The sequence below is a fragment of the Paenibacillus sp. J31R34 genome (assembly GCF_059383715.1).
Map to the genome: position 1 here is coordinate 63,897 of NZ_JBXENU010000012.1, position 26,144 is coordinate 90,040.

The 26,144-nt window shown below is 49.9% G+C and carries 24 protein-coding genes; 21 read left to right on the forward strand and 3 right to left on the reverse strand.

The window, feature by feature from the left end; all coding sequences use genetic code 11:
• Positions 1-18 precede the first annotated feature (18 nt).
• Positions 19-507, forward strand: coding sequence for a SitI3 family protein (locus tag AC50YG_RS26990; protein WP_494831431.1), 489 nt, complete (start codon positions 19-21; stop codon positions 505-507).
• Positions 508-611: 104 nt separating this feature from the next.
• On the opposite strand, the gene AC50YG_RS26995 is transcribed toward AC50YG_RS26990, so the two are convergent.
• On the reverse strand, positions 612-2,123 hold the full coding sequence (locus AC50YG_RS26995; protein WP_494831433.1) for a methyl-accepting chemotaxis protein: 1,512 nt from the start codon (positions 2,121-2,123) through the stop codon (positions 612-614).
• 279 nt (positions 2,124-2,402) lie between these two features.
• On the opposite strand from AC50YG_RS26995, the gene AC50YG_RS27000 reads away from it, so the two are divergent.
• The 11 genes from AC50YG_RS27000 (at position 2,403) to AC50YG_RS27050 (ending at position 14,037) form a co-directional block, all read left to right on the forward strand.
• Entirely contained in the window at positions 2,403-4,166 is a 1,764-nt protein-coding gene (locus AC50YG_RS27000; RefSeq protein WP_494831435.1) for a sensor histidine kinase, read from the forward strand.
• On the forward strand, positions 4,159-5,766 hold the full coding sequence (locus AC50YG_RS27005; RefSeq protein ID WP_341279217.1) for a helix-turn-helix domain-containing protein: 1,608 nt from the start codon (positions 4,159-4,161) through the stop codon (positions 5,764-5,766). Before AC50YG_RS27000 ends, AC50YG_RS27005 begins: the two co-directional genes overlap by 8 nt.
• A 275-nt stretch (positions 5,767-6,041) precedes the next feature.
• A complete protein-coding gene (locus AC50YG_RS27010; protein ID WP_046232877.1) occupies positions 6,042-6,956 on the forward strand; it encodes an ABC transporter permease in 915 nt (304 codons plus the stop codon).
• Between the two features lie 32 nt (positions 6,957-6,988).
• The gene (locus AC50YG_RS27015) at positions 6,989-7,918 is read left to right on the forward strand and encodes a carbohydrate ABC transporter permease (protein ID WP_341279216.1); all 930 of its coding nucleotides are present in this window, start codon (positions 6,989-6,991) and stop codon (positions 7,916-7,918) included.
• An 88-nt stretch (positions 7,919-8,006) separates the two neighbouring features.
• The gene (locus AC50YG_RS27020) at positions 8,007-9,575 is read left to right on the forward strand and encodes an ABC transporter substrate-binding protein (protein ID WP_494831443.1); all 1,569 of its coding nucleotides are present in this window, start codon (positions 8,007-8,009) and stop codon (positions 9,573-9,575) included.
• 391 nt (positions 9,576-9,966) lie between these two features.
• Positions 9,967-10,263 carry a LiaF transmembrane domain-containing protein gene (locus tag AC50YG_RS27025; RefSeq protein ID WP_341279214.1) on the forward strand — a complete coding sequence of 99 codons (297 nt, stop codon included), beginning with the start codon at positions 9,967-9,969 and terminating at the stop codon, positions 10,261-10,263.
• 33 nt (positions 10,264-10,296) lie between these two features.
• Positions 10,297-10,971, forward strand: coding sequence for a PspA/IM30 family protein (locus AC50YG_RS27030; RefSeq protein ID WP_046232873.1), 675 nt, complete (start codon positions 10,297-10,299; stop codon positions 10,969-10,971).
• A gap of 5 nt (positions 10,972-10,976) precedes the next feature.
• Positions 10,977-11,483: a PspC domain-containing protein gene (locus tag AC50YG_RS27035; protein ID WP_494831448.1), complete on the forward strand. Its 507-nt coding sequence runs from the start codon at positions 10,977-10,979 to the stop codon at positions 11,481-11,483.
• A gap of 2 nt (positions 11,484-11,485) precedes the next feature.
• Positions 11,486-12,178, forward strand: coding sequence for a PspA/IM30 family protein (locus AC50YG_RS27040; protein WP_473761164.1), 693 nt, complete (start codon positions 11,486-11,488; stop codon positions 12,176-12,178).
• An 80-nt stretch (positions 12,179-12,258) separates the two neighbouring features.
• Positions 12,259-13,338 carry a sensor histidine kinase gene (locus AC50YG_RS27045; protein ID WP_494831452.1) on the forward strand — a complete coding sequence of 360 codons (1,080 nt, stop codon included), beginning with the start codon at positions 12,259-12,261 and terminating at the stop codon, positions 13,336-13,338.
• 39 nt (positions 13,339-13,377) lie between these two features.
• A complete protein-coding gene (locus AC50YG_RS27050) occupies positions 13,378-14,037 on the forward strand; it encodes a response regulator (protein ID WP_473761269.1) in 660 nt (219 codons plus the stop codon).
• Positions 14,038-14,102: 65 nt separating this feature from the next.
• Here the strand turns inward: AC50YG_RS27050 and AC50YG_RS27055 are convergent, their stop codons facing one another.
• Together AC50YG_RS27055 and AC50YG_RS27060 are read right to left on the reverse strand one after the other, a co-directional pair.
• The gene (locus AC50YG_RS27055; protein WP_494831455.1) at positions 14,103-14,786 is read right to left on the reverse strand and encodes a hypothetical protein; all 684 of its coding nucleotides are present in this window, start codon (positions 14,784-14,786) and stop codon (positions 14,103-14,105) included.
• Between the two features lie 90 nt (positions 14,787-14,876).
• Complete coding sequence (locus tag AC50YG_RS27060; RefSeq protein WP_494831457.1) at positions 14,877-15,248, reverse strand: hypothetical protein; 372 nt, start codon at positions 15,246-15,248, stop codon at positions 14,877-14,879.
• A gap of 308 nt (positions 15,249-15,556) precedes the next feature.
• Between AC50YG_RS27060 and AC50YG_RS27065 the strand changes: the two genes are divergently transcribed.
• From AC50YG_RS27065 to AC50YG_RS27105, 9 genes are all read left to right on the forward strand, one after another.
• Positions 15,557-16,327 carry a YwmB family TATA-box binding protein gene (locus AC50YG_RS27065; protein WP_494831459.1) on the forward strand — a complete coding sequence of 257 codons (771 nt, stop codon included), beginning with the start codon at positions 15,557-15,559 and terminating at the stop codon, positions 16,325-16,327.
• Positions 16,328-16,470: 143 nt separating this feature from the next.
• Positions 16,471-18,027, forward strand: a complete 1,557-nt coding sequence (gene zwf / locus AC50YG_RS27070; protein ID WP_494831463.1) for a glucose-6-phosphate dehydrogenase — start codon at positions 16,471-16,473, stop codon at positions 18,025-18,027.
• Between the two features lie 100 nt (positions 18,028-18,127).
• Positions 18,128-19,714, forward strand: a complete 1,587-nt coding sequence (locus AC50YG_RS27075; protein WP_473761157.1) for a peptide chain release factor 3 — start codon at positions 18,128-18,130, stop codon at positions 19,712-19,714.
• Positions 19,715-19,982: 268 nt separating this feature from the next.
• Entirely contained in the window at positions 19,983-20,315 is a 333-nt protein-coding gene (locus AC50YG_RS27080; RefSeq protein ID WP_494831468.1) for a hypothetical protein, read from the forward strand.
• A 217-nt stretch (positions 20,316-20,532) separates the two neighbouring features.
• The gene (locus AC50YG_RS27085; protein WP_494831470.1) at positions 20,533-21,561 is read left to right on the forward strand and encodes a LacI family DNA-binding transcriptional regulator; all 1,029 of its coding nucleotides are present in this window, start codon (positions 20,533-20,535) and stop codon (positions 21,559-21,561) included.
• A 21-nt stretch (positions 21,562-21,582) separates the two neighbouring features.
• Positions 21,583-22,752 carry a Gfo/Idh/MocA family protein gene (locus AC50YG_RS27090; protein WP_494831472.1) on the forward strand — a complete coding sequence of 390 codons (1,170 nt, stop codon included), beginning with the start codon at positions 21,583-21,585 and terminating at the stop codon, positions 22,750-22,752.
• 18 nt (positions 22,753-22,770) lie between these two features.
• The gene (locus AC50YG_RS27095) at positions 22,771-23,472 is read left to right on the forward strand and encodes a ThuA domain-containing protein (RefSeq protein WP_341279200.1); all 702 of its coding nucleotides are present in this window, start codon (positions 22,771-22,773) and stop codon (positions 23,470-23,472) included.
• Positions 23,465-24,568 carry a Gfo/Idh/MocA family protein gene (locus AC50YG_RS27100; protein WP_494831474.1) on the forward strand — a complete coding sequence of 368 codons (1,104 nt, stop codon included), beginning with the start codon at positions 23,465-23,467 and terminating at the stop codon, positions 24,566-24,568. Before AC50YG_RS27095 ends, AC50YG_RS27100 begins: the two co-directional genes overlap by 8 nt.
• Positions 24,569-24,912: 344 nt before the next feature.
• On the forward strand, positions 24,913-26,016 hold the full coding sequence (locus AC50YG_RS27105; RefSeq protein ID WP_494831476.1) for a M24 family metallopeptidase: 1,104 nt from the start codon (positions 24,913-24,915) through the stop codon (positions 26,014-26,016).
• Positions 26,017-26,144 lie beyond the last annotated feature (128 nt).

Sequence of the window (26,144 nt, forward strand, 5' to 3'; positions counted from 1 at the left end):
TAAAGCGGAGGGGAATTTATGGCACTGCAATATTCCTTAATGTTTGAGGAGCGGTTGTTGACACAGTCGATGGTAACAAAGGTTTTAAAGCAATTGGGCTTTGTAGCCGAGCAGCTGGTTCCGCTAACCAATGGATTTCGAATCGATGAGTTTAATGAAAGAATCGGATTTTCGGTGACCATAGTCGATACGCTCGATATGTCATTTGGATGGGACTCTGACTATTTGGAGGATGAATTCGTATACCAGCAGCATGTGAGCTTTAAGCTTTACAATTCGTACGATACAGAGCCGGAGGCTTGCGAGCTGATGCTCCAAATGGTGTTCAGCCTTCTCGAAACGGTGGGCTCGGATGCCCTTTTGACGTTTAGCGACTCGGAAATTTTTTATCGGAAAAATAACGCCCTTTATGTCAATAATGATTTCGGCTTCTGGGAGCATGACAGCGTGAAAGCTTTAATCGGCACGATGGAGTACCAGCCTTTTAGAGCTTTTGCCCATATATAAGCAGCTCAGATTAGTTATGCAGCCTATAAGCAGAAAAAAGACGATCCGTCCCCTTTAAAAAAAGGAGAGGGAATCGTCTTTTTATATTTATTAAAAATTTGAACCTACAACGTCTTCGCAATATCGACTAGCGACTGCGACATGTCGTTAATTTCATCCATCGATGCGTTGACCTGCTCGGTCAGGGCAGCCTGCGTTTGCGTTAAGCTAGCCATATTATGAATGTGCTGGAGAATTTCCTCGATATAATCCTTCATCGTGTTCAAGCTGTTTTCGATATTGACGGTTGCATCGGCGCTGTGGACGGCCAGCTTGCGCACTTCATTGGCCACGACCGAAAAGCCTTGGCCCAGCTCACCGGCACGTGCTGCCTCAATCGCGGCATTGAGGCCCAGTAGATTCGTTTGATTGGCGATTTCTTTAATGAAATTAGAAATATTTTTCGTCTCGTCGGCACTATTTTTGGCGTGATTGGCGGCTTCGGTCGATTGCTCTTGGGCAACGGCGAGCTCCTGCGCTTGGGTTGTGACATTGTTAATGCCTTTGACCATATCCAAAATCGATTGCGAAAGCTGCTGGGTTTTCTCATTCATCAGCTTGACGATATCATCTTTATTTTTCTCATAGGTAACATCCCGAATCGTGCCGGCAACCCGAAGCGGAACGCCTCTCGAATCCCGGACTGTTTCTCCACCTGCATGGAACCAGCGATACTCGCCACTTTTTAGCTTTAGACGATAGTCCAGGTCATATGGCGTTTTACCACTGTAATCGTTCATATGGTCCGCAAATCCTTTAATTGTCCGTTCCGCATCATCGGGATGAAGCCGGCTGCTCCAGCTGCTGAAGACGTTAGGGAAGTCGCTCTCGTCTTGAAAGCCAAGCGTTTTGCGGAATTGGGGCGACCACCAAAATTCATTATTTGGATTGACCACATCGCCAGCTACGACCGTCATATCCCAAGGAGCCTCGACTAAAGCACGGCTGATCAGATCGTAGCGCGTAACGAGAGCGGCAGTCTCCTGATCCTTCATTTTCTTGTCATGAATATCGAATAAAGCACCAGCAACGCGGAGCGGAACGCCCTTCGAGTCTCTTACCGTCGTGCCCGTTGCACGGAACCAGCGATATTGGCCGTTTTTCAGCAGCAAGCGGTATTCCAGATCATAAGGGACGGTCCCAGTTCGATCATTCAAATGGCTGGCAAAGGCAGCGAGTACCCAGTCATGATCCTCTTTGTGCAGCTTGGACGACCAGCTGTCCAGTACATTCGGGAAATCAGCCTCATTCTGATAGCCTAGCATTTTGCGAAAGGCATCGCTCCAAATGAACGTATTTTTCGGATTGACCGGATCTCCCGCAATGACCTGCATATCCCATAGTCCAACTTGGATAGCCGCTGTTACAAGCTGTAAACGAAGCTCTGCGTCTGCGGCCTGCTGGGTCATCATCTGAAGGGCAGCATTAAAATGCTCTATAATGGCTCTCGTCTCGTCCGAATTTATAGCAGGCACCTGGAATGGTGAAAAATCATGCTGTGAAAAAAGTGCAGAGCGTTTTCTAGCTTCTTCTAGCAAGGCTGTCATAGGTTTTGTCTGTGTGTCCTTGAGAAACATAAGGTTGTCCCCCTTAAATTTGTGAAACTTTTAATCAAAGTCCCAGGTTAACTCCACGATAACATTTAAAACGCCTTTTTTCTACAACATTCGACACACTTTCGACGGTTTATCTAGCTTCTTTTTTTCTAATTGATAGAAACGAATGATAACTAGGCTGCAAGTGGCGCCAGCAAGCAGAAGAGAGCTCTTTTCACCTTATAGATTATGATTCAAAGAAAAGCCTTTCAATGGTAATATAGGAGTAATTAGTAGATTAATTTGGGAGGATTGCGGCCTATGAGGTTTGGGCAATCGATTAAAACGAAGCTGATCATCGGCTTTATGGGCGTTATGCTCCCAATTGTCGTGTACATGCTCATTAACAATATGTATGCGAAAACAATTGTACGGGAGAAGGTTTCGGAGACGTATCGCAATACGCTGGATATATTCGGCGGCCAGATGGATCAGAATCTGGAGGAAATCAATGAATATTTGTATCAGATGTCGGTGCTTGATTCCGATGTCGGCCTGCTCACCTCGTTTCCGATGGACAGTGATTGGTATATGCTCACGAAGGTGCAGATCGATTCCAAGCTGAACCGGGACGTTGGGGTGTACAGCTTGCTGGACAGCATTTTCGTCTATCATGAGCGGGACATTATATTTGGCACGGATAATGCGGTGTATGAGGATGCGCGGCAAATCATTAAGCAAAATATGATCCAGATGACGAAGGGCGGCCAAGCGCCCCGCAATGATCCCGAAACGTGGGAGGTCAAATTTGACGAGCGAATGCCGGGGCATTATTTTCTCATTAACTTTATTGAAGTCAGAGATGGGCTCTACGTCGGCGGCATCATTCGAGTGAAGGATTTGGAGCGGCTGCTGGCGATTCAATGGAGTGATGGCGACATCGGCAACAATGGCATTTATTTGCGTGATGCCAATCAGTCCGCCCAGGCATTGACTGAACAAGCGCCGCGGCTTCTTAGTGAAAAGTCTGCTGCAGCTGCGGAGTCGCCGGGTTCCGTCGTCGATCCGGAGACGAAAGAGTCGTATTTGGTGCTGAACCGCGACAGCAGCTTGGCCAATATTGCGTATCGGGTACTGGTGCCGGAACAAACGCTGCTGAAAAGCCTAATTATTTTCCAAAATGCAGCCTTGCTTGCGCCGTTCGGCTTTCTGCTGCTGCTGGGCATTTATTTGCTGTTTATGCGCAATATGCTGTTCAAGCCGCTTCGCGAGCTGATGCTCGGGATGAAGAAAATCGCCATCGGCCAGCTCGATGTCCGCCTTGAGGCGAAGCAGTCGGGGCAGTCGCTGGAGTTTGCTTTTCTCGGCAACACCTTCAATAAAATGGCCGAGCAAATTACGACGCTCAAAATCGACGTTTACGAGGAGCAGCTGCGCGTCAAGCAGGGAGAGCTGCGGCAGCTGCAAGCGCAGATCAACCCGCATTTTTATATGAACAGTCTAAATATTGTTTATAATTTAGCGGCGCTGGGCGATACGGAATCGGTGAAAAAAATGTCCCTGCATCTCGCCGACTATTTCCGCTTCATTATGCGTTCGAACCGCGACATGATTTTGCTCAGCGAAGAGCTGGATCATATCGACAACTATATTACGATTCAGAAAATGCGGTTTCCGGATAAGCTGCAATTTACATATGACGTGCCGGAATTTGTGAAAAACTACAAGGTCGCGGCGCTGATTGTGCAGCCTTTTGTGGAAAATGCCATCATTCACGGATTCAAAAATCGCCGCAAGCCATTCATCATTCATATTGGAGTGGAGACGCAGAAGGATGGCGGATTTTATTTGACGATTACCGACAACGGAACGGGTTTCGCGGAACCGGTTCTGGAACAGCTGCAGCGCAAAATCCCGCTTGTTGAAGGGGAGACGAGCAGGCTCGGCATTATGAATGTCATCCATCGGCTGCAATTAATTTATGGCGAACGGGCAGCTATTACGTTCAAAAATATGGAAGAAGGCGGCGCTGCCGTTACCATTCGATTCCCGGTGGGGGAAGAGGAGCTAATTGCGAATGTATAATTTGCTAGTTGTAGATGATGAGGATATTGCCGTTCGCGGCATTGTACAGGGCATTAATTGGTCGGATGTGCCGATAGGCCAGCTGTTTACCGCCTGCGATGCGGAGGAAGCGAAGGAAGTGCTGCTGCAGGAGAAGGTGCATATTGTGCTGTCGGATATTGATATGCCTGATTTGAACGGCATTCAGCTATTGGAGTGGGTCAATGAGCATTCCCCTTCCTCCGTCACTGTGTTTTTGACAGGCCATGCGGATTTCAAATACGCGCAGCAGGCGGTGCAGCTCGATTGCTTCGATTATTTGCTGAAGCCAGTCGATCACGAGGTGCTGAAGACCTGCATTCATAACGCGATTGAGAAGGTTGTGGAGCTGGAGGAGCTTGAAGAAATCCGCAGCACCTACAGCCATTATTATGAGCAGTGGAACAAGCAGCGGCCTGCGCTTATTGAGCGTTTTTGGCAGGATATGCTGCATTACCGGGTTTCCGCTGCCCCCGTGCACTTGGACTCTTCAATGGAAACGTACGGCATACCGCTGCGCGCGGATAGCGAAATTCGAGCGGTGCTGATCAGCATTGAGCATTGGCGGGAAGAATGGTCGGCGCGCGATGAGGAAATTATGACCTATGGGGTGAAAAATGCAGCGGCCGAGCTTGTTCTAGGCGGCAAGCCCGGACATATTGTGCATGACGGAAACGGTATTTTGTATGCTCTCTTCTATAGTAATGAGGAGGACGAGCAGGCGATTGCCGATCGCTGCAAAAATTTTATCCAGCAGGCACGTGGTCTGCTGCATTGCCAGCTGTCTTGCTATATCGGCACCGCGACGGTTGCGCAGCAGCTTCGCGGCAGCGTACAGCGGCTGCTTGATCTGGAGCGCAGCAATGTGAATGCAGCCTGTGCCGTCATACACGAAAGCAGCCAGAGCGGCCAGGCGACGAGCACAGCGATAGCTTCGCAGCCGCTGCCCTTTACCGATTGGGCGATGCTGCTTGCGCCGGGCAAGCGGGCGGAGCTGCTGCTGCGAATAGATGAGCATTTTGATCATTTGCAGCACAGCAACGGTGATTATACGCAGCTTGCCTCGTTTTACTTCGGCTTTATGAATATGGTATTCCAGTGGCTCGGCAAACAGGGGGTCGCTATAACTGACGTGTTCGCCAAGCGTGAATGGGAAGCTGGTGAGCAAGTCATGAAGTCGCTGCCGCGCATGCGCAGCTGGACGCATCAAGTATGCATGCAGCTAACGGATTATGCCGGAACGGCTGGCAAGGACGTATCGCAGGTCGTTTCCAAAGTACAGCGTTATATGGAGGAGCACTTGGACGAGCAGTTCAGCCGCGAGCACGCGGCGGAGGCCGTCTATTTAAATCCTGCGTATTTGTCGCGGCTGTTCCGCCGGGAGACGGGGCATTCGCTGACGGATTATCTCGTCAGAATGCGAATCGCCCGCGCCCGGGAAGAGCTGGAGAAGACGAATACGAAAATTAGCGATATTGCGGTCATGATCGGCTATTCGAACTTTTCCCATTTTTCCAAGCTGTTCAAAAAAGAGACAGGCCTCACTCCGCAGGAATATCGCAAAAAGGTACAGCATATTTAGAAGCGTAGTGAAAAAAGGCTCCACTGCATGAAAAGCTTGGCTTACGATCGCTATTACCCTTGAATTTCTATGAATGAGCCATAGCTTGATGAAATTCAAGGGTAAAAACGAACGCTGCCGCTTCTCCAGCTCAACCTTTTCATTCCGCTTCACTTTTTCACTACACTACTAAAATAAGTCATTATAGCGTTAATACAGTCACGGAGCCGATAGATGAGAGGCTCCGTTTTTCATTACAATTTAAACATAGAGAGGGATGGAGAAAGGATGAAAATATGACGCTCGCTACCAACATGAGAAGATATTGGATCTTCTATGTCATGATGGCTCCAGGAGTATTGTTTTTGATTTTCAACAACTATATTCCGATGTTAGGAACCGTCATCGCATTCAAAAACGTCAATTATGCTGATGGGATTATTAATAGTCCTTGGGTCTGGTTCGACAATTTCAAGTATTTGTTTAAAACATCAGACGCCTGGATTATTACGAGAAATACGCTGCTTTACAACATTTCGTTCATTATTCTGAATATGATTGTGCCAGTCGCATTTGCGATTATGCTCAATGAGATGAAAAACAAGCTGATGGCGAAGTTTCATCAAGCGGTCATTTTCCTAGCTTATTTTTTATCGATGGTCGTAGTCAGTTATTTGGTCTACGGATTCCTGCATGATACGCATGGCTTCGTAAATACCTCCATTATGAAATGGCTTGGACTTGAGCCGCTGCAGTGGTATTTCGAGACGAAAATATGGCCGTTCCTGCTACCGATTATTAATACGTGGAAAAACGTCGGTTATTACACCGTGCTTTATTTAGCGGCTATTATCGGCATCGACGACGAATATTACGAAGCGGCAACGATAGACGGCGCCAGCAAATGGCAGCAAATCAAAAGTGTGACGATTCCGCTGCTTATGCCAACGATTATCGTACTGACGCTGCTGCAAATTGGACGGGTATTTTATGCGGATTTCGGTTTGTTCTTCCAAGTGCCGCGCGAGTCGGGTCCTTTGTTCCCGGTAACGAATGTTATTGACACGTACGTTTACCGTACCTTTATTGCAATGGGCGATATAGGCTTATCGTCAGCAGCTGGGCTGTACCAATCGTTGGTCGGCTTCATACTCGTATTCCTGTCGAACTGGTTCGTTCGCCGAGTCGACAAGGACAGCGCATTGTTTTAGAGCAAGGATAAGAATGGGAGGAAACAAACACTATGCAAACTGAAATGAGCAAATCGGGCTCGAACCCGTTCAACTCGATTTCGCCAACAGCAAATACGATTATCAACATTGGGTTCATGCTGTATACGATCGCTTGTCTACTGCCGATTCTTCTAATCGTTATGGTATCACTATCGAATGAGCAGGATGTGCTGACGAAAGGCTACAGCTTCATTCCGAATCAAATCGATTTTACCGCCTATAAGTTTCTGTTTACCGATTGGCAGCAAATTTTACGCTCTTACGGCGTTACGATCTTCGTAACGATCGCTGGTACCATTCTCAGCCTCATTATTATGGCGCTGTATGCGTATCCGATTTCGCGGACGGACTTTCCGCATCGCAAGTTTTTCACCTTCTTCATTTTCTTCACGATGCTGTTCAACGGCGGGCTGGTACCTTGGTATCTCGTTTACGTGAATATGCTGAATCTGAGGGATAACATTTGGGCACTTGTGCTGCCGCTGCTCGTCTCTGCGTTTTTCGTGCTCGTCATTCGCACGTTTTTCCAGTCGACGATCCCAGTAGCGATTCTCGAAGCGGCCAAAATCGACGGTGCGAGCGAGATGCTGATATTCTTCCGTATCGTCACACCGCTTTCGCTGCCCGTGCTGGCAACCGTTGCGCTCTTCAGCACCGTCAACTACTGGAATGATTGGTTCCTCAGCCTCGTCTTCATAACCGATGACAAGACGCTGAGTATCCAATATCTCATGTACAAAATGCTGCTCAACATCCAGTTTCTGGCGAGCAACAGCAACGCGGCGTCGGCTATTGCCGCAGCAGGGGGCCAAGTTTCGTTCCCGAATGAAACGGTGCGTATGGCTATGGCGATTATGGGTATTGGACCAATCGTATTCGCTTACCCGTTCTTCCAGAAGTATTTTGTAAAGGGTTTGACCGTCGGTGCTGTAAAAGGCTGACGGCAGGCTCTGCCTGCTAAGGGCTGTAACCGGATTAATGCCGGTGCAAGCATAGATTTATCATTTTTTTGGGGAGGTCAAAGGGAATATGATTAGAACAAATAAGGGAGTGCTTGGCGTTACCACCACGATGCTCACTTTTGCTTTATTGCTGAATGCTTGTTCCGGCGGCAGTGGTGCGACGAATGAAAATGCTTCACCAAGCAATGCAGGGGAAGCAGCGGCAAGCCCGGCAGCATCCGAGGCGGCAACACCAGCAGACAATGGAGCTGCGGCTTTGGAGCCGTATACGATTAAACTCGTGTACACAGGTGCTCCTCAGGCGGATGAAGCGAAAGTAGAAGCCAAGCTCAACGAATATTTGAAGGATAAAATCAATGCTTCCATTGATTTAATGCCAATCGATTGGGGTCCGTGGGATGATAAAATCAATCTAATGATCGCTTCGCGTCAAAAGGTTGATATTATTTTCACAGCGCAATGGAATAAGCATGCCGTTAACGTTGCAAAAGGCGCATTCATTGATTTGGGCGATCTGCTTAAAGAAAATGGCCAAGATATTTTGAAAACGCTTGATCCGGTATTTTTGGAAGGTGCGAAAATCAACGGCAAAAACTACGGCGTTCCAACGAATAAAGAGCTTGCGGCGCAAGGCGGCATCATTTACCGCAAAGACATTGCCGATGAACTGGGCATTGATATGACCGCAGTAAAAACGATCGCTGATCTTGACAACGTATACAAAGCTGTAAAAGAAAAGCACCCAGAATTGACACCACTTTATTTGAAAGACGGCGAGACGTTCAACTCGCATTATTTCGGCAATTATGACGCGCTGGGCGATACGTCCATCCCGGGCGTTATTTTGAAAGACGAAGATGGCACGACGGTTAAAGCTAACTATGACGTGGCACGTTATGTGGATACGCTTAAGCTGACTCGCGACTTTTTCAAAAAAGGCTATATTAACAGCGACGCAGCAACGAACCAAACGATGAACTACGATGCCATGAAAGCAGGCAATGTGTTCTCGATGACTTCGTCGCTGAAGCCGGGCAAGGATAAAGAGCTTGAAAACCAAACGGGCATGACTGGCAAGCTAGCACAGCTGGAGCTGAACACGAAGACGATTGCGACTTCGGAAACAGCCGGCTCGATGCTAGGTATCTCTTCCACTTCGGAAGATCCTGCTCGCGCTATGATGTTCATCAATCTGCTTCACTCGGACAAATATGTCAACAATCTGCTTAACTTCGGTATCGAGAATGACCACTATGCGAAGGTTAGCGATGAAGTGATTAAATCCACCGACAATACGAAAAACTACAACCCAGGCGCAGCTTGGATGTTCGGCAGCCAGTTCCTGAACTATGTGTGGGAAACAGAGGACCCGAACAAGTGGGAGAAATTCAAAGAGTTTAACCAAAATGCCAAAGTTTCCCCTGGCCTTGGCTTCGTCTTCGACGGCGAGTCTCTAAAAGCGGAAATCGGCGCAGTTGTCAACGTCGACAAACAGTATTTGACGGCGCTTGAAACAGGCTCGGTCGATGTCGATAAAGTACTGCCGGAATATACAGCGAAGCTGAAATCCGCAGGCATCGAAAAAATCATTGCTGAAAAGCAAAGCCAGTTTGACAAGTTTTTAGCTAGCAAATAAAGGTGAAACGGCCGAAAGCCGCCCTCTGGCGGCGCGGCGCGTTTCAGTCCGAGAAATACAGAGAAAGGATAGCGTTACGATATCCTTTCCTATATTTTAAAAAATACCGGCACACAACGTAATTCAAGCAAGCTGGCAGCCTCCTCAGGTCGAGGGGGCTGTTGGCTTGTTTTTGTATGAAAAACCGCACTAAGACTGTGGTACGGCATGCCTCCCCGACCAAGGTCTAGTGTGAAAACAGCCGCAGGTCCATTTTAGAAACATGCAAAACAACCTACAATAAGTACATAAGCAACACCGCAACAAACGAAGCAAGAAACGCAAGGAACTAACAAACGATTGGGTATTGCAGCATTTCACAAATCACAACCTGGAAGGCGGTGACAAACAAATGGCAAATCAAAAATTACTTGGTGTTATCCTGGCCGTAGTAGGAAGCTTCATCGTTCTCAAATTTCTCGGCGTACATCTTGGCGGATTAATCGGCTTCCTGTTCCCTTTCATTCTGATCGGCCTAGGTGTTCTCGGCTGGAGCAACAATAAGAAATGGATCGGAGGCATTCTCATAACGATCGGTGCACTCGGCGTGTTTGCAAAATTTTCAGGCTTGATCCTGCTGGTCTTGGCAGTTGGACTCGTTGTATATGGTGTTTCGCTTCTGAGAAAAAGCAGCTATCGCGGTTACTAATCAAATATAGATGGAGATTAAGGAGGGAAGCCAATGAGCATTATGCGTAGAGTTCGCGACATTACGGTTGCTACATTAAATGAACGATTGGAAAAAGCAGAGGATCCCGTTAAGCTGATTGACCAGTTTCTCTGGTCGACAAGGGAAGATATTTTGCAGGCGGAGCGCTTGTATGAGCAATATACAGGGCACACCAACCACTTGAAGATTCAATGGCTGCAAGCTGAGCAGCAGAAGGAAAAGCGTGAGCAGCAAGCGATGACTGCCTTGAAGGCAGGCGAGGAGCAGCTGGCAAGACTGGCGCTTCACGAGAAGGCAAGCAGCGAGGAGCGCGCAGCGCAATACCGCGATTTGTACGAGCAAAGCAGATTGAATACGCTCGGCCTTGAAGAACAGCTTCGTGAAATGCGCAGTGAATACCAATCGGTTTATGATAGACGTGAATATTATGCAGCAAGAATGGAATCGCTAAGGTTGCAGCAGCGAATGAATGCACGGTTTAGCGGAATTGGCGAGCAAGGCGCGCAGCCTGGCAGCATGTTCAGAAGGCTCGAAGACAGCATCAGCAACATGGAGCTGGAAGCGAAGAGCTTGCACGATTTGCGCCGAATGGGCAGAGAGTTCGCTACTGAAGCAGGCCATTCGATTCAATCGGCAATCGAGCAAGAGTTGGAGCAGCTCAAAAGGAAGCTGCAGAAGGAGGGCTGATTGATATGAAGAAACTATACCGTTCGACACGAGACAGCAAACTATTCGGCTTATGCGGCGGGATTGCCGAAGCCTACAATATAGATGCAACACTGCTCAGAATTTTACTCATTGTAGTGACCATCTTCTCGAGCGGAATCGTCATTTTTATCTACTTACTGGCTGGTCTGGTCGTTCCTAAAGAACCTCCTTATTACAATGGCGGCTTCGGAAATGGATTCGGCAACGGCTATGGAAATGGTTACGGAAATGGCGGACCAGGATCACAAGGCAATGGCCACGGTTATGGCAGCGGCGGTGGTGGTGGAAACCAAAACTTCGGCTCGCAATTCCAAGGCTCGTTCACGAAAGGCCCACAGCAGCAATGGAACGGCCCAAATGCACCGACAGCACCAAGCCCATCCTCGTCGCAATTTGACAGCATGTTTGAGGATTTGGAGAAAAAGGCACTTCGCAAAGAAATCGATGAGTTACGCGCAAAATTAGCCAAACACGAGAAGGGAGAGTTATAATTATGGGAATCTTCAAAAGAATGAAAGATATGACGAAAGCATCGGTGAATGAGGTATTGGACAAAATGGAGGATCCGGTTGTGATGCTCAATCAGTACCTGCGTGACATGGAAGCGGAAATTCATTCGGCAGAGGTTACAGTAGCGAAGCAAATCGCCAACGAGCGCCGCATGAAGCAGCGTTTGGAGGAAGCTGTTCGCAGCACAGCTGACCGTGAGTCGAAAGCAGAGGCGGCTATCCGCAATGACCAGGAGCAGCTTGCCCGCAAATTGCTGGAAGAGAAATTGTTCTTCGATCAAAAAGTAATTGAATACACGGATCTGTATGCTCAATCCAAAACGCAAGCAGAGGAGCTGACTCAGCAGCTGCATGCGCTGAAAGACGAGTTTTATCAGCTTCGCAACAAGCGTAATGAGCTGGCATCCCGTGCTCAAGTCGCGAAAGCGCAAAAGCATATTGCTCAATTGACGACGACGAATACCATTGATAAAGGTACAGCTTCCAGAGGCTTCAACCGTATGGAAGAGAAAATTTTGCAAATGGAAGCGGAAGCGGATGTACTGCGCACACCGTATTCCTACAGCGGTACGGCTGCACCATTTAATGCAGTAGAAGCCGAAAAACAGCTTAAAGTAGATGAGCAGCTGGATGCGCTCAAAAACAAGCTGAAGCTGGATAAAGCGCCACAGGAATAATAGAACCCGCAGGATGAGAAGAGAGCGGACCGGGCAACCCGGTCTGCTCCTTCTTGCTTGTCGTTTAAGGAGTGAGCAGGTTGCCCGAAGAGAAGCCCTTGCAAGGAGATCAGCCTATTGCGCACCAGCAACAGGATCATAGGCCCCAGCTGCGAGGCCACCATCAGCAGAAATTGGGCGGCCAGCATAATGGACGGGACGCAGCCAATCGGCGCAAAAACCTAACGGAATCCTTCCTCTGGCTGCTGATTATACTTAGCCTCGCAGTCATTATGCTGCAAGGCATCGGTTATGTGAATTTATATACGCTGCAGGCGAAATGGGCGGTTATTGGGCTCGCTGTTACGGGGGTGGCAATGGCGATTGTAGCTTTAAACAATTATTTGCAAAATTCGAAGCTGCGCGAGGTCATTAAGCGGCTTACCGAGCAGCAGCTTAGGCGAAACTATCCGGTGACCATTGATTCGGCTGAGCATGATGAGCATTCGGAAAGCCTAAAGCGTGAGGATCAGGACGATGCATGGACGGAGAAGGTTAAATTTTCTGCGGTCATTGAAGAACGCCAGCGGCTTGCGCGCGAGCTGCATGATGCGGTCAGCCAGCAGCTGTTTGCAATCTCGATGACGGCTACGGCGGTCAGCCGGACGATTGAGCGCGATTGGGAGCGGGCGCGCCGGCAGGTCCAGCTGATTGAAGAGATGGCTTCTGTTGCGCAGTCGGAGATGAGAGCGCTGCTGCTTCATTTGCGGCCCGTGCACCTCGATGGGAAAAATCTCGCTCAAGCACTGACGCTGCTCGTTGGAGAGCTTAAGGAAAAAGTGCCGATGACCATTGAATTGTCATTGGATGATTCCATAACGATGAAGCCGGCTGCGGAGGATCATTTGTTCCGGATTGCGCAGGAAGCTTTGTCCAATACACTTAGACATGCCAAAGCGGATACAATGAACATAAGACTTTATCGGGAAGATGGAGCTGTCTGCATGGTGCTTCAGGATAGCGGTGTAGGCTTTGATCTGGAGCAGAAGAAGAAGACCTCCTACGGCTTGCTGACGATGGAGGAGCGGATTAACGAGCTTCGCGGCAAGCTGTATATGTCATCACGCCTTGGAGAAGGCACGCTGATTCATATTACGGTGCCGCTGGACATAAATGGTTAAATATTGAAGAGGACGAAAGTGGGGAGCCAGGTGGAGTCGATGGAACAATTAGCTGTACCCGTAAAAGTGCTGCTGGTAGATGATCACGAGATGGTGAGAATTGGCCTTGCTGCCGTATTGGATACGGAAGATGGTATTGAAGTAGTCGGTGAAGCAAGCAACGGGTATGACGGTATACGTATGGCACAAGCATACAAACCGGATGTTGTGCTGATGGATTTGGTAATGGATGGCATGGATGGCGTGGAGACGACAGCGAAGCTGCTGGAATTGTACCCGGACTGCAAAGTCATCGTTCTTACGAGCTATCTTGATGACAGCAAGCTGTATCCGGTCATTGAAGCGGGTGCGTTCAGCTATTTATTGAAAACATCTCGCGCTAATGAAATTGCGGATGCGATCCGTGCGGCTGCACGCGGACAATCGGTGCTGGAATCGCAAGTAGCTGCCAAGATGATGAGCCGCATGCGCCAGCCTAAGCAGCCCGTCGTAGCTCCGCTGCACGATGATCTAACCGACCGCGAGATGGATGTGCTGAAGCGGGTCGCACAGGGGATGTCAAATCAGGAAATCGCGGATGAGCTGTTCATTGGGGTGAAAACCGTGAAGTTTCATATTACGAACATTTTCAATAAGCTGGACGTGGATGACCGGACACAGGCTGCCATATATGCACATAAGCAAGGAATTGCCGAATAGGGGGCAATTTCCTTGCTTATTTTTTTGGATTTATAGGTTGAAAATGATTGGATGAAATTAATTGGTTAGCCTTCATCGTTCAACAGCAGGCCGCTTGGGGGAAGCGGATAATGCATTTTCATCGAGCTGTAATAGGTGGCGTATGGCTGCGTGCGCTCAGCATTATTTTTCAAAAGATCAGTTGTCCGGATTTCGTCGCCGCCGAGCGACAAGGCCTGCAGCAGCGTCGTCATTAGTCCATAGGGGCCTAGAAGCTGGCGATACAAATGCTGGCCTGACAGCGGGTACTCGCGGAAGATGGAAGCGGCAATGGCAGGACGCAGCATCCAGCGGCTTGTGACGTCGTCGCGAATAAAGCCAACCAGCTCCGCCGCATGATGGTTCATGGCCTGCTGCGCACGATCCCATAGCGATGGCTTAATGTAGCGGGCTACCTGGACGAATGCTTGCTGCAGGCGATTCATGACGCCCGTCAGCTTAGTCAGCTGTTCGACAAGGCAGCGCTCGTTGAAATCATTGCGGATTTTGAGAGCAATGACTTGCACCTCTTTATGGGCTTGTCTATATTGTTCGAGCCAGACGGCCGCATGGCCGGCAGCTTCGCGATAAGGATCATTCCAGTCAAAATCGTGCTCGGGAGGCCGTTGAAACTCCATATCCCTGTAGGGATAACTGGCGTAAGGCGTGATGCGCTGTATAGGCTCGAAGACGGCTCTCCGGTTTGTGCGTTCGATAGGGCGGATGGACATTTCAATAACCTCCTTAAATCGGTTTCCTTAGCTAGCATAAGGGATGACAGCCGCAAATACTGCTGAAAATTGCTGTCGAATGTTGGTTAATTAAAAAAGCAGGAACAAAAAGGCAATCAGGGCAAGGTCGATGGCGAACGCGCCGCCAAACGGCGAATAGTACCCCGGGTTATAATTATAATAGTAGGGATCATAAGGATAAGCTTGGGTTTGAGCGACTTTTTCTTTCGTTTTTTTGCTTGCTTTGCCCTTGGGCTTGCCTTTGGCCTTCCCGGCTTTAGGTGATTCAGCTTCGGCTTCGGCCAGCGTCTGCGCACCAGGCTCTTCATTCAGCGTAAGCTTGCCGCCCCGGCAGTGGCTTAACACGCCGATATGCCTTGCGCCATCATGGGTCACTATGCAGACGGGCATTCCGCAAAAACGTGATATGACGCTTTCTTCAAGGGGATAAATCTGTTCCATGTACGAGTTCCCTCCTATAGGCTTCATGCTTTTGCAAGCAGTATATTCACCTAAAGGCGGATGTGTATGGATGTTTACCCAGATGAGAAGAAAACAGCCTATCTTCTATAAATTCCCCTTTTTCTGCCTAAATCAAACAGCAATCGCGATTTTATATGAATGGCAGTCGGAATCGTAAGGCTAGAGGCTCAAGGAAAGGCAGGCAAAAATAAATATATCGTTCCTGTTCTTTTATGGAATTTCATGTAAAATGGAAGCGTTACCCATCATTTGGCAGGTTATGTAGGCCAAGGAGGCTGATGTGATCGATGGCAAAGCTGAACAGGTACACGGAATCGGAAAAAATAAAACGGCGCAGCAGGATCGGCGTGCTGGCAGCAGCATTGGTACTGATTTTTGGCGCGATATGGGCGCTCATTAATCAGGACAAGCTGACGACGGAAGGGCAAGAGGAGGGCAGCTTGCTTCAGCATGACATGAAGCAAATGTGGAGCTGGAGCGAGGGGCTGCTGGAGTCGGGGGCGCCGGGGGCAGGCTGGACGCTGCGCTGGTACGCCAGCGGAGAGGCGGCTAAACTGCGGGAGCAGCTATTTCCAAGCTACGAAGGGGATGCGGAAGGTGAGCTGAGCATCCTGCTGCCGGAATTAGGCGGCAAGCTGTCCATGAGTGTGACGGCGTCTGCGGGGCAAGGGCAGCAGCAGATGCTTGTGCTTTTTTTCCCAGAACGAAGCAAACAAGCGGATCAGCATAAACTGCTTTCAGCTATTGATCATATTGAGTCCGCTATGAGAAGGACAAATATTTCTTATGATGGAGGAATAACCATCAGAGGCTTGACAGAATATAATAATGTGGCGGAGAGGCTTGCGCAGCTTGCAGCTGCCCAGCAGGTGGACCGGTATGATGATGCCGGGACGGTAAGCGAAAGCTTTTTCACTGGAGGGCTTAAAGCTTCTGTAAAGACCGGCGGCAAGGAGGCGAATATGCAGGTCGCGGTGCATAAAGGAACGGATACGGGAAAGCTGGAGGTCGTGATCGGAATCCCGCTGATTTCAGGCGATTACAGCGCCTCGCAATAGATGAAATATTGTGATGAAATCAGGAGAAATAACGATCGTTATTAGTTTTTTTTATGGTGGATTGCGTAGCAGTTTCAGGATTAATATGTTAAACTACATACCATGCAAAGACGTATAAAAATTCATAGGAAAGAATGAGGAATATGGAGCAAAATACGAATCCCGAAACGCTATCGCCGCAAGGCGCCGTATATTATTTGTTTGGAGCAACAGGCGATCTAGCTAAGCGCAAATTGTTCCCTGCCCTGTTCAGCTTATATAAAGAAGGAAAATTGTCTGAAAAATTTGCGGTCGTGGGCCTTGCCCGCAGACCTCGCACGAACGAGCAGTTCCGTTCGGATGTTTATGATTCTATCGTGGAATTTTGCCGCTACAAGGCAGATGATGCGGAGCTTTGGAATCGTTTTGCCGAGCATTTTGAATATATGTCGCTTGATATTAACACCGTGGATGGCTTCCGCGAGCTGAGCAAGCTTTCGGAGCAGCTGGAAGCGAAATTTGATATTCCAGGCAACCGCTTGTTCTACTTAGCCCTAGCGCCTGCGCTGTTCGGACCGGTGTCCTTCAACCTGCGCGACGGCGGGCTGTTGGAATGCAAAGGCTGGAGCCGCGTCGTTATTGAGAAGCCTTTCGGCTACGATCTTCCATCCGCACAAAAGCTGAACGACCAGCTGAGCCAAGTGTTCAAGGAAGAGGAAATTTTCCGGATCGATCACTACTTGGGTAAAGAAATGGTGCAAAATATTCAGGTTATTCGTTTTGCTAATGCATTTTTCGAGCCATTGTGGAATAATAATCATATCGCCAATGTGCAAATCACGCTATCGGAAACGGTTGGCGTAGAGGATCGCGGCGGCTATTATGACAAATCGGGTGCATTAAGAGACATGGGTCAAAACCATATGCTGCAAATGCTCACGATGATTGCAATGGAGCCGCCTAGCCGTCTGCATGGCGAAGATATTCGCGATGAGAAGGTTAAAGTGCTGCGCTCGCTGCGCAACTACAAATCAAGCGGCGAGGTTCGCGAGAACGTCGTTCGCGCTCAATACAGCGAAGGCTCTGCTCGCGGCAAGGAACTGACAGGCTATCGTCAAGAGGATTCCGTTAATCCGGAATCCACAACGGAAACGTATTTCGCTGCTAAAGTAGCGGTAGACAACTTCCGTTGGGCTGGCGTTCCGTTCTACATCCGTACAGGCAAACGCCTGCCGGTGAAGACGACTGAGGTTGTTATTGAATTCAAGTCGATGCCTCAAAACGTCTTGTTCGCGCAGCGTCATGATCTTGCGCCGAATTTGCTCGTCATTCGGGTTAACCCGATGGAAGGCATCTACATTAAAGTCAATGCCAAGACGCCTGGTGCCGATAATTCGGTACAGCCCGTGGCTATGGAGTTTTGCCAAAGCTGCCAAATCGGCCTGAATACGCCTGAAGCGTATGAGCGTCTGATTCACGATGCGGTGCGCGGCGATTCTACGTATTTCACCCGTTGGGATGAAGTAGCTCAGGCATGGGAGTTTGTTGACAAAATCGCTCAAGCATGGGGCGAGGACAAGAAGGATCTTGGGTCTTATCCTGCTGGCTCATGGGGTCCGGAAGCGGCGGATAAGCTGCTTGCAGAGGATGGCTTCCACTGGTGGCCGGTTAATGGACAGGAAGAAGACAAAGTGATCTGGATTACGAACAGCGGCAAGTAAGCAGCAGGCTGGACGTCAATTTCGCATAATTTCAAATGAAGATATTCCACAGCGCACCGCCTTTAGGCCGTGCGCTGTATGAATGAAGGGAAGGCAAGCAATGAGCAAAACGCTAAACAATGAATTGCAGCTGGAAGTCGATAAGCGCCGCACCTTTGCGATTATCTCTCACCCGGATGCCGGAAAAACGACGCTAACCGAGAAGCTCCTCCTGTTCGGAGGAGCTATTCGTCTGGCAGGCTCCGTTAAGGCGCGGAAAGCGAGCCGACACGCGACCTCCGACTGGATGGAAATTGAGAAGCAGCGGGGAATTTCCGTTACTTCCAGCGTCATGCAGTTCGATTATGACGGTCATCGGGTCAACATTTTGGATACGCCTGGTCACCAGGATTTCAGTGAGGACACGTACCGGACGCTGACGGCAGCGGATAGCGCGGTCATGCTGATTGACGTTGCCAAAGGCGTCGAGGCACAGACGATCAAGCTGTTCCAAGTTTGCCGTAAACGCGGCATTCCGATTTTTACATTCATCAACAAGCTGGACCGTGAAGGTCAAAGTCCGTTTGAGCTGATGGAGGAGCTGGAGCGCGTGCTTGGCATCCGTTCGGTTCCAATGAACTGGCCGATTGGCATGGGCCGCGAGCTTTGCGGGGTTTATGATCGGATGAAAAATCAGGTCGAGCTATTCCAAGGCAATGATCACAGCACCATCGAAGTGCGCAAGACGGATGATTACAACGATCCGATTATTCGCGAGATGGCAGGCGATTATTTGCACGATCAGCTCGTAGCGGATCTAGAGCTGCTTGATGTAGCTGGCGATCAGTTCGATATTGAGAAAGTACGTGCTGGAGAGCTGACACCGATTTTCTTCGGCAGTGCGGTTAACAATTTCGGCGTGCAAACGTTTTTGGATAACTTCCTTGAGCTGGCGCCAAAACCGACAGAGCGCATGAGTAAATCGGGCCCAGTTGAACCGACGAATGAGAAGTTCACGGGCTATGTCTTTAAAATTCAAGCAAATATGAACCCGGCTCACCGCGACCGGATTGCCTTTTTGCGCATTTGCTCCGGGCGCTTTGAGCGCGGGATGAGCGTTCGCCATGTCCGTGCGGGCAAAGATATTAAGCTGGCGCAGCCGCAGCAGTTTTTGGCACAGGATCGCGACATTGTGGAGACGGCTTATCCGGGCGATATTATCGGCTTGTTCGATCCGGGCATTTTCCGTATTGGCGATTCGCTGTCGCAAAACTCGGAAGTCGTATTTGACGAGCTGCCGACGTTCTCGCCAGAGATTTTTGCCAAAGTAACGGTTAAAAACGCGCTCAAGCATAAGCAGTACCAGAAGGGCGTTGACCAACTGACGGAGGAAGGCACGATTCAGGTGTTTCGTTCGGTTGGCGGGTTTGATGAAACGATTTTGGGCGTCGTTGGGCATTTGCAATTCGAGGTGTTCGAATATCGGATGCGCGCGGAGTATGGCGTAGAAATTCAATTGCACCGCATGACGTTCCAGTTCGCACGCTGGATTGTAGACGATAAGATCGACCCAGCGAAATTCCGGATTAACTCTACACTCGTTCAAGACAAGAAAGGCAATTATGTCGTCTTGTTCGAGAATGAATATGCAATGAGAACGGCGATGGACAAAAATCCTACGTCGAAATTTCTTGAAACAGCGCCTTAATCACGCTGGAAACGTCAGGGCAGGCAAGCTGCTCTGGCGTTTTTTTGAAAATATAAGAATTTATAAGTTTCACACTTATAAATGGGCTTATATTTCTCCGACAAAGCTCTTCATCGCCATAGAAGGACGACGAAGTCGTTTTTGCTTGAAGATAAGCATTGTCAGACCTAGTCGAATTGGAATACAATAGGAGAGTATATGAAGAGGAAGCTTGTATTTGTTTTCCTTGCGTGATGACAATTACATCGAAGTAGGGGGTTAAAGGAAAATGAGCAATGTAAAAACATTGTTATTGATTACAGGAATTTTTGAAATTATTATTGGGGTTCCAGTTATGGGCGGCCTAATTGTGATGGGTCTTTCTTATATTCCGTTGGTTGTAATGCTGGCTCTGCATATTGTGACGTTAGTGCTGGCTTCCCAGCATAATGCCGATAAGCACGGCAGTATTTTGGGTATAGTTACGTCTGTCATTGCGATTATTCCGGTTGTAGGCATGATCATGCATTTAATTACAGGAGTTTTGCTGCTTGTGAGTGCGTCTAAGTCAGACCGCAACCAGTCGTCGTATTCGCCGCCGCCGCCGCCGTCAAGCTTCTAAAGGAATCCTTTATAAGCAGCGGTAGAGAACAGCAAAGAAGCAAATAACAAAGAGCAGTGCAGACCTTTAGGGGCCAGCACTGCTCTTTGTTGTTTATGCTTTTATTTTGCGATATGCGGAGAAAATGGACAGTCTTATTTTTGCTATTGACGGGCTTCCACATTCATGAAATAATGTACGCGTGTACATTGATTGAATTTGCTTGTGAATCAGGAGGATGCTTGCTTTGGTCAGTAGAAAAGAAGTTGCGTCACTTGCGGGCGTATCCGAAGCCACAGTATCCAGAGTGCTTAATAAGGTAGGGCCTATCCGGGAAGAAACTCGTCTTCGGGTAGAGGAAGCGGCACAACAGCTTGGTTACGTGCCAAGTGCGCTGGCACAGCAGTTCGCCAGAAGCCGGAGCGGGAATTTGGGCGTTATCTTGCCATTTGTTCCTAAAGTTCATTTGTTTTCCACGTATTATTTTGCAGAAATTTTGAGCGGCATTGGCGAGGCGGCTAAGCAATATGGGTATGATGTGCTGTTGATATTCCGGGAGCCGAGCGGCTCGCGAGATTATGCCAGACTGTTTTTGGCACAGAAGATTGATGCCTGCATTGTGTTAGGCGCACAAAATGTGCCGGAAGAGAAGAAAGCGCTTGCGGAGCTTCAGGAGAAGGGGTATCCATTCTGCCTCGTTAACCAGCGGTTTGCGGAGGAAGGATATTTATCCGTCGATGCGGATCATCATGCGGGGAGCTATGAGGCGGTCAAGCATCTCATTGACGGTGGGAGCCGTAGGATTGCTTTTCTCAATGGACCGGATGTGTTTTCAAGCAGTATGGACCGGATGTCGGGCTACAAGCAGGCGCTTGAGCATGCGGGACTCACTTACGATCCTTCATTGACACTGCTGGGCAACTACAGCCGCAAGAGTGGGGTTGAAGCAGCGGAAGCTGTCGCAGCGCTCATCCGCAGCGGGCAGGCGGATGCGGTATTTGCCGCTAATGACCGGATGGCTATTGGCCTGATGGATGGCTTGCGCGCACATGGAATCGAGGCTGGAATTGATGTAAAGCTCGTCGGCTACGATGATTCAGAAGGCTCGGTTATCGTGAGCCCGAAGCTGACGACGGTAGCAGTGCCTTTTTACGAAATGGGAAGAAGGGCGGCACAGCGGCTGCTCGCTCCTGAGAAGGACGGGCCCAAGCAGGTGGATGAAGGGCTGCTGCCGGTGCATTTGGTTAAGCGGGAAACATCTTCATAAATCGGGAGGCGGAGATTGAATATGGGGAAGAAAGTACGTGTGGGAATGGTCGGCTATAAGTTTATGGGAAAAGCGCACAGCAACGCTTATCGGGCTTTGCCGATGTTTTTTCCAAAGACGCCAGCACTGCCAGAGATGAAAGCAATCTGTGGACGCAACGCCGAGGCGCTGGAGCAAGCTAGAAGCCAGTTCGGCTGGGAAAGCGCAGAGACGGATTGGCGCAAGCTGATTGAACGCAGCGACATCGATGTAATCGACATTAATGCGCCAAGCGATGCGCATAAGGAGATTGCGCTGGCGGCTGCCGCTGCTGGCAAGCATCTGTTCTGCGAAAAGCCGCTGGCGCTCAATGTAGCGGATGCGAAGGAAATGCTGGATGCGGCAGAAGAAGCCGGAATCAAGCATATGGTTGGCTTTAACTATCGATTCGCACCAGCGGTGCAGCTGGCGAAGAAGCTTGTCAGCGATGGCCGCTTGGGAGAAATCTATCATTTCCGCGCTGTGTTTCTTCAGGATTGGATCATCGATCCAACGTTTCCGCTCGTCTGGCGCCTGCAGAAGGAAGTTGCCGGTTCAGGCTCGCATGGCGACCTTGGCGCCCATCTGATTGACTTGGCGCGCTTCCTTGTTGGCGAGTTTGACGAGGTCATCGGCATGAGCGAGACGTTCATCAAAGAGCGCCCGCTGCCATCTGAAATGATGGGGCTTAGCGCCAAAGGGGACGCTTCCGGTGCTCGCGGCAAAGTAACGGTGGATGATGCGACGCTGTTTATGACTCGTTTTGAAAATGGTGCGCTCGGCAGCTTCGAAGCGACGCGCTTCGCGGCAGGACATCGTTCTACGAATGCTTTCGAAATTAACGGGAGCAAGGGCAGTGTTAAATTTGATTTTGAGCGTCTGAATGAGCTGGAGGTTTATTTTACCGACGATGCTGACGATGTTCAAGGCTTCCGCCGCGTGCTGGCGACCGATCCGGCTCATGCTTACATGGATGCCTGGTGGCCGGCGGGACATACGATTGGCTATGAGCATACGTTTACGCATGAAATGCAGGAGCTGATGCTGGCGATTCACGAGGATCGTCAACCTGTGCCGAATTTCCATGATGGCCTTCGGTGCCAAGAGGTGCTAGAGGCAGTTGAGCAGTCCATTACAGAGCGCCGCTGGGTCAAGCTGGCAGAGTACAAATAGAGGAGATGCAATAAGACGATGAGCAAACCTAAGGCATTAATCGTATGGGGCGGCTGGGACGGACATCAGCCCAAAGAGGTAGCGGCTATTTTTGAAGCCGTGCTTGCGGGAGAAGGGTTCGAGGTTGAGGTTTCGGATACGCTGGAGGCTTTTGAGGATGGGGAGAAGCTGAAGGCGCTGGACCTGATCGTTCCGGTATGGACGATGGGGAAAATTTCAGACGATCAGTTGAAAAATGTATCCGAAGCGGTTCAGAGCGGCGTTGGATTGGCAGGCTGTCACGGCGGCATGTGCGACTCCTTCCGCGAAAGCGTGGAATGGCAGTTCATGACGGGCGGTCAGTGGGTGTCGCATCCCGGCAATGACGGTGTGGAATATGTGGTCAATGTGACCAACACCTCCAGCCTGCTGACCGAAGGCATTGAGGACTTTACGGTTAGCAGCGAGCAGTATTACATGCATGTAGATCCGGCGGTTGAAGTGCTGGCGACGACACGTTTCCCGGTTGCCGACGGCCCGCATGTGCTGAATAAAGCGGTTGATATGCCGGTGGCTTGGACGAAGCGCTGGGGTGTAGGCCGCGTCTATTACAATTCGCTTGGGCATCAAGCCAATATTGTGGACATTCCGGTTGTAAAGGAAATGATGCGTCGCGGGTTTAACTGGTGTGCGGAAGGCAAAGCAGCTGCAGCAGGCAGAGACGGAGGCAAACATGAGTAAAGTCAAGGTTGGGATCATCGGGACAGGCAATATTAGCCGCATTTATTTGGAAAATGGTTCAAAATTCAGCTCCATGGAAATTGTCGCATGTGCTGATCTGGATGTGGAGCGCGCCAAGGAGAAAGGCGCGGAGTATGGCATTCGCGGCTGCTCGGTCGAGGAGCTGCTTGCTGACCCGGAAGTGCAGCTGGTCATCAATCTGACAATTCCAGCCGCGCATGCTCCGGTGTGCTTGCAGGCGCTGGAAGCTGGCAAGCATGTGTACGTAGAAAAGCCGCTCGCGGTTACGCGCGAAGAGGGCAAGCAGGTGCTGGAGCTGGCGGCTGCGAAAGGGCTGCTCGTAGGCAGCGCGCCGGATACGTTTCTGGGCGGCGGTCTCCAGACGTGTATTAAAATCATTGAAGACGGCTGGATTGGTACGCCAATCGGCGCTACCGCTTTTATGATGTCAGGCGGACATGAGAGCTGGCATCCAGCTCCGGAGTTCTATTACCAGCAAGGCGGCGGCCCGATGTTCGATATGGGACCTTATTATTTGACGGCGCTTATTGCAATGCTAGGACCGATTGCCCGTGTAACGGGTTCGACCCGCATTACCTTCCCAGAGAGAACGATTACGAGCGCGCCGAAGCATGGGCAAAAAATTGAGGTTGAAGTGCCGACGCATGTGGCCGGCATTATGGAATTTGCCGCTGGCCCAATCGCTACCCTGCTCACTAGCTTTGATGTAAAGGGCGGCTCAACGCTGCCATTCATTGAAGTGTACGGCAACCAAGGTACGCTTCAGGTGACGAACCCGAATAATTTCGGCGGAGAAATCAAGCTGCGCCGCGGCGGGTCTTCGGAATGGTCGACGATTCCACTGGCTTACGGCCATTCGGAAAATGGCAGAGGCATTGGCGCAGCCGATATGGCTCAAGCCATTCTGACGGGCCGCAAGCACCGGGCTAATGGCGAGCTTGCCTATCATGTGCTTGAAGCGATGCATGGCTTCCACGATGCGGCTGAGCAAGGCAAGCATTATGTGATGCAAAGCAGCTGTGAGAAGCCGGCGTTATTTCCGCTTGGTTTGGCGGAATATACACTGGACAAATAGGCTAGTCAAAGACAGTTGGAGTAGGCTCGTTAATCCGCGCAAGTTGCGGGTTGGCGGGCCTTTTTTAAAATATAAGCGATTAAAAGTACCCCCTTATAATGGGCGTATATTTCATCCTCGAAACGGTAGCTTTTCCACTAGTGGCCGGCGACAGCCGTTTACGCTTGTATCTGCAAGCAGCTGGATTAGTAGGGGGAGGTGCTGCCCCGGGGTTACCGCACTATTTTTTACGAAAAGCTCTTGCTTGCCTTGCATCGTGTGCTTCCAGTTTCAGGCTTATTTGAGGTATGATAGAGCTATTGGTTTTAGAAATTGGTGCATGAGATGGAGGAGGAGAGTGAAACATGTATAACCCTTATGAGCTTCGAAAATCGAGCTTGATCGCCGAGCTTTCCGCTGCTGGAATGGAGGCTGCTCTCGTTACGTCGCCGGGCAGTGTTTTTTATTTGACGGGCTTTCATTGCGACCCGCATGAGCGTTTTATGGGATTGCTCATTAACCCGAAGGAGTCGACGTATACGCTGTTTGTCCCGGCTTTGGATCAGGAGAGCGCAAGCGGAGCGGCGATGGTATCGAAGCTGGTTGCGATTTCGGATACCGACAATGCCTATGAGCTGCTTGGCAAAGAAGCTGATAAAAGCGCCGCAGCCATTGGCATAGAAAAGCGGCATTTAAATGTAGCAACCTATGAGCAGTTGGCTGGTGTGTTTGCTAAGGCAGCCTTCCGGGATGTGGAGCCGCTGCTTATGGTTTTGCGCCTTCGCAAGTCGCCGGAGGAAATTCAGCGGGTTCATGCCGCAGTAGTCATTGCCGAGAAGGTGCTGCATGAAGTGGCAGCCAAGGCGGCCGTTGGCGTGTCCGAGCTTGAGCTGAATGCGGAGATTGAATATCGGCTGCGCGTGCTGGGCGGCGATAAGCCGGCATTCGAGACGAGTGTGCTGGGCGGCGCTCGCTCCGCATTGCCGCATGGCAGGTCGGGTGAGTATCGACTGAAGGAAAATGATTTTCTGCTCATTGATATGGGCGTGTACAAGGATGGTTATTGCTCGGATATTACGCGTACGTTTGTGATCGGTGAAGGTACAGCCGAGCAGGCGCGTATTTATGACGCGGTGCTTGCGGCGAACCGTAAAGCGATTGCGGCCGCAGAAGCGGGGAAACCGCTCGCTGTAGTAGATCGTGCTGCTCGCGAGACGATTGAGGCACAGGGCTATGGTGAATTTTTCAACCATCGCGTAGGTCACGGCTTCGGCATTGATATTCATGAGCTGCCTTCCGTTCACGGAAGCAATGAAGCACTGATTGAAACGGGGCTGCTGTTCACCGTAGAGCCGGGCATCTATGTTCCGGGGCTTGGCGGCGTGCGCATCGAAGACGATATTTATATCGGCGAGGATGGCAAGCCGCAGGTGCTGACGAGCTTTCCGAAGGAGCTTCAGCGCCTGTAGCTGCGGATGAGCAGTATAGGCGTAAAGGTGTAAATGGCAGGACTAGAGCGGTGATAGAGTGGCAACAGAGCGGTAAAAGAGCTGCAAAAGTGCTGTAAAAGAACTGAAAAAGAACTGAAAAAGTGCAG

Excerpts from the sequence above, each read along its gene's own strand:
- AC50YG_RS26990 (WP_494831431.1), top strand. The coding sequence starts at position 19 with ATGGCACTGCAATATTCCTTAATGTTTGAGGAGCGGTTGTTGACACAG.
- AC50YG_RS26995 (WP_494831433.1), bottom strand. The coding sequence starts at position 2,123 with ATGTTTCTCAAGGACACACAGACAAAACCTATGACAGCCTTGCTAGAA.
- AC50YG_RS27000 (WP_494831435.1), top strand. The coding sequence starts at position 2,403 with ATGAGGTTTGGGCAATCGATTAAAACGAAGCTGATCATCGGCTTTATG.
- AC50YG_RS27005 (WP_341279217.1), top strand. The coding sequence starts at position 4,159 with ATGTATAATTTGCTAGTTGTAGATGATGAGGATATTGCCGTTCGCGGC.
- AC50YG_RS27010 (WP_046232877.1), top strand. The coding sequence starts at position 6,042 with ATGACGCTCGCTACCAACATGAGAAGATATTGGATCTTCTATGTCATG.
- AC50YG_RS27015 (WP_341279216.1), top strand. The coding sequence starts at position 6,989 with ATGCAAACTGAAATGAGCAAATCGGGCTCGAACCCGTTCAACTCGATT.
- AC50YG_RS27020 (WP_494831443.1), top strand. The coding sequence starts at position 8,007 with ATGATTAGAACAAATAAGGGAGTGCTTGGCGTTACCACCACGATGCTC.
- AC50YG_RS27025 (WP_341279214.1), top strand. The coding sequence starts at position 9,967 with ATGGCAAATCAAAAATTACTTGGTGTTATCCTGGCCGTAGTAGGAAGC.
- AC50YG_RS27030 (WP_046232873.1), top strand. The coding sequence starts at position 10,297 with ATGAGCATTATGCGTAGAGTTCGCGACATTACGGTTGCTACATTAAAT.
- AC50YG_RS27035 (WP_494831448.1), top strand. The coding sequence starts at position 10,977 with ATGAAGAAACTATACCGTTCGACACGAGACAGCAAACTATTCGGCTTA.
- AC50YG_RS27040 (WP_473761164.1), top strand. The coding sequence starts at position 11,486 with ATGGGAATCTTCAAAAGAATGAAAGATATGACGAAAGCATCGGTGAAT.
- AC50YG_RS27050 (WP_473761269.1), top strand. The coding sequence starts at position 13,378 with ATGGAACAATTAGCTGTACCCGTAAAAGTGCTGCTGGTAGATGATCAC.
- AC50YG_RS27055 (WP_494831455.1), bottom strand. The coding sequence starts at position 14,786 with ATGTCCATCCGCCCTATCGAACGCACAAACCGGAGAGCCGTCTTCGAG.
- AC50YG_RS27060 (WP_494831457.1), bottom strand. The coding sequence starts at position 15,248 with ATGGAACAGATTTATCCCCTTGAAGAAAGCGTCATATCACGTTTTTGC.
- AC50YG_RS27065 (WP_494831459.1), top strand. The coding sequence starts at position 15,557 with ATGGCAAAGCTGAACAGGTACACGGAATCGGAAAAAATAAAACGGCGC.
- zwf (WP_494831463.1), top strand. The coding sequence starts at position 16,471 with ATGGAGCAAAATACGAATCCCGAAACGCTATCGCCGCAAGGCGCCGTA.
- AC50YG_RS27075 (WP_473761157.1), top strand. The coding sequence starts at position 18,128 with ATGAGCAAAACGCTAAACAATGAATTGCAGCTGGAAGTCGATAAGCGC.
- AC50YG_RS27080 (WP_494831468.1), top strand. The coding sequence starts at position 19,983 with ATGAGCAATGTAAAAACATTGTTATTGATTACAGGAATTTTTGAAATT.
- AC50YG_RS27085 (WP_494831470.1), top strand. The coding sequence starts at position 20,533 with ATGCTTGCTTTGGTCAGTAGAAAAGAAGTTGCGTCACTTGCGGGCGTA.
- AC50YG_RS27090 (WP_494831472.1), top strand. The coding sequence starts at position 21,583 with ATGGGGAAGAAAGTACGTGTGGGAATGGTCGGCTATAAGTTTATGGGA.
- AC50YG_RS27095 (WP_341279200.1), top strand. The coding sequence starts at position 22,771 with ATGAGCAAACCTAAGGCATTAATCGTATGGGGCGGCTGGGACGGACAT.
- AC50YG_RS27100 (WP_494831474.1), top strand. The coding sequence starts at position 23,465 with ATGAGTAAAGTCAAGGTTGGGATCATCGGGACAGGCAATATTAGCCGC.
- AC50YG_RS27105 (WP_494831476.1), top strand. The coding sequence starts at position 24,913 with ATGTATAACCCTTATGAGCTTCGAAAATCGAGCTTGATCGCCGAGCTT.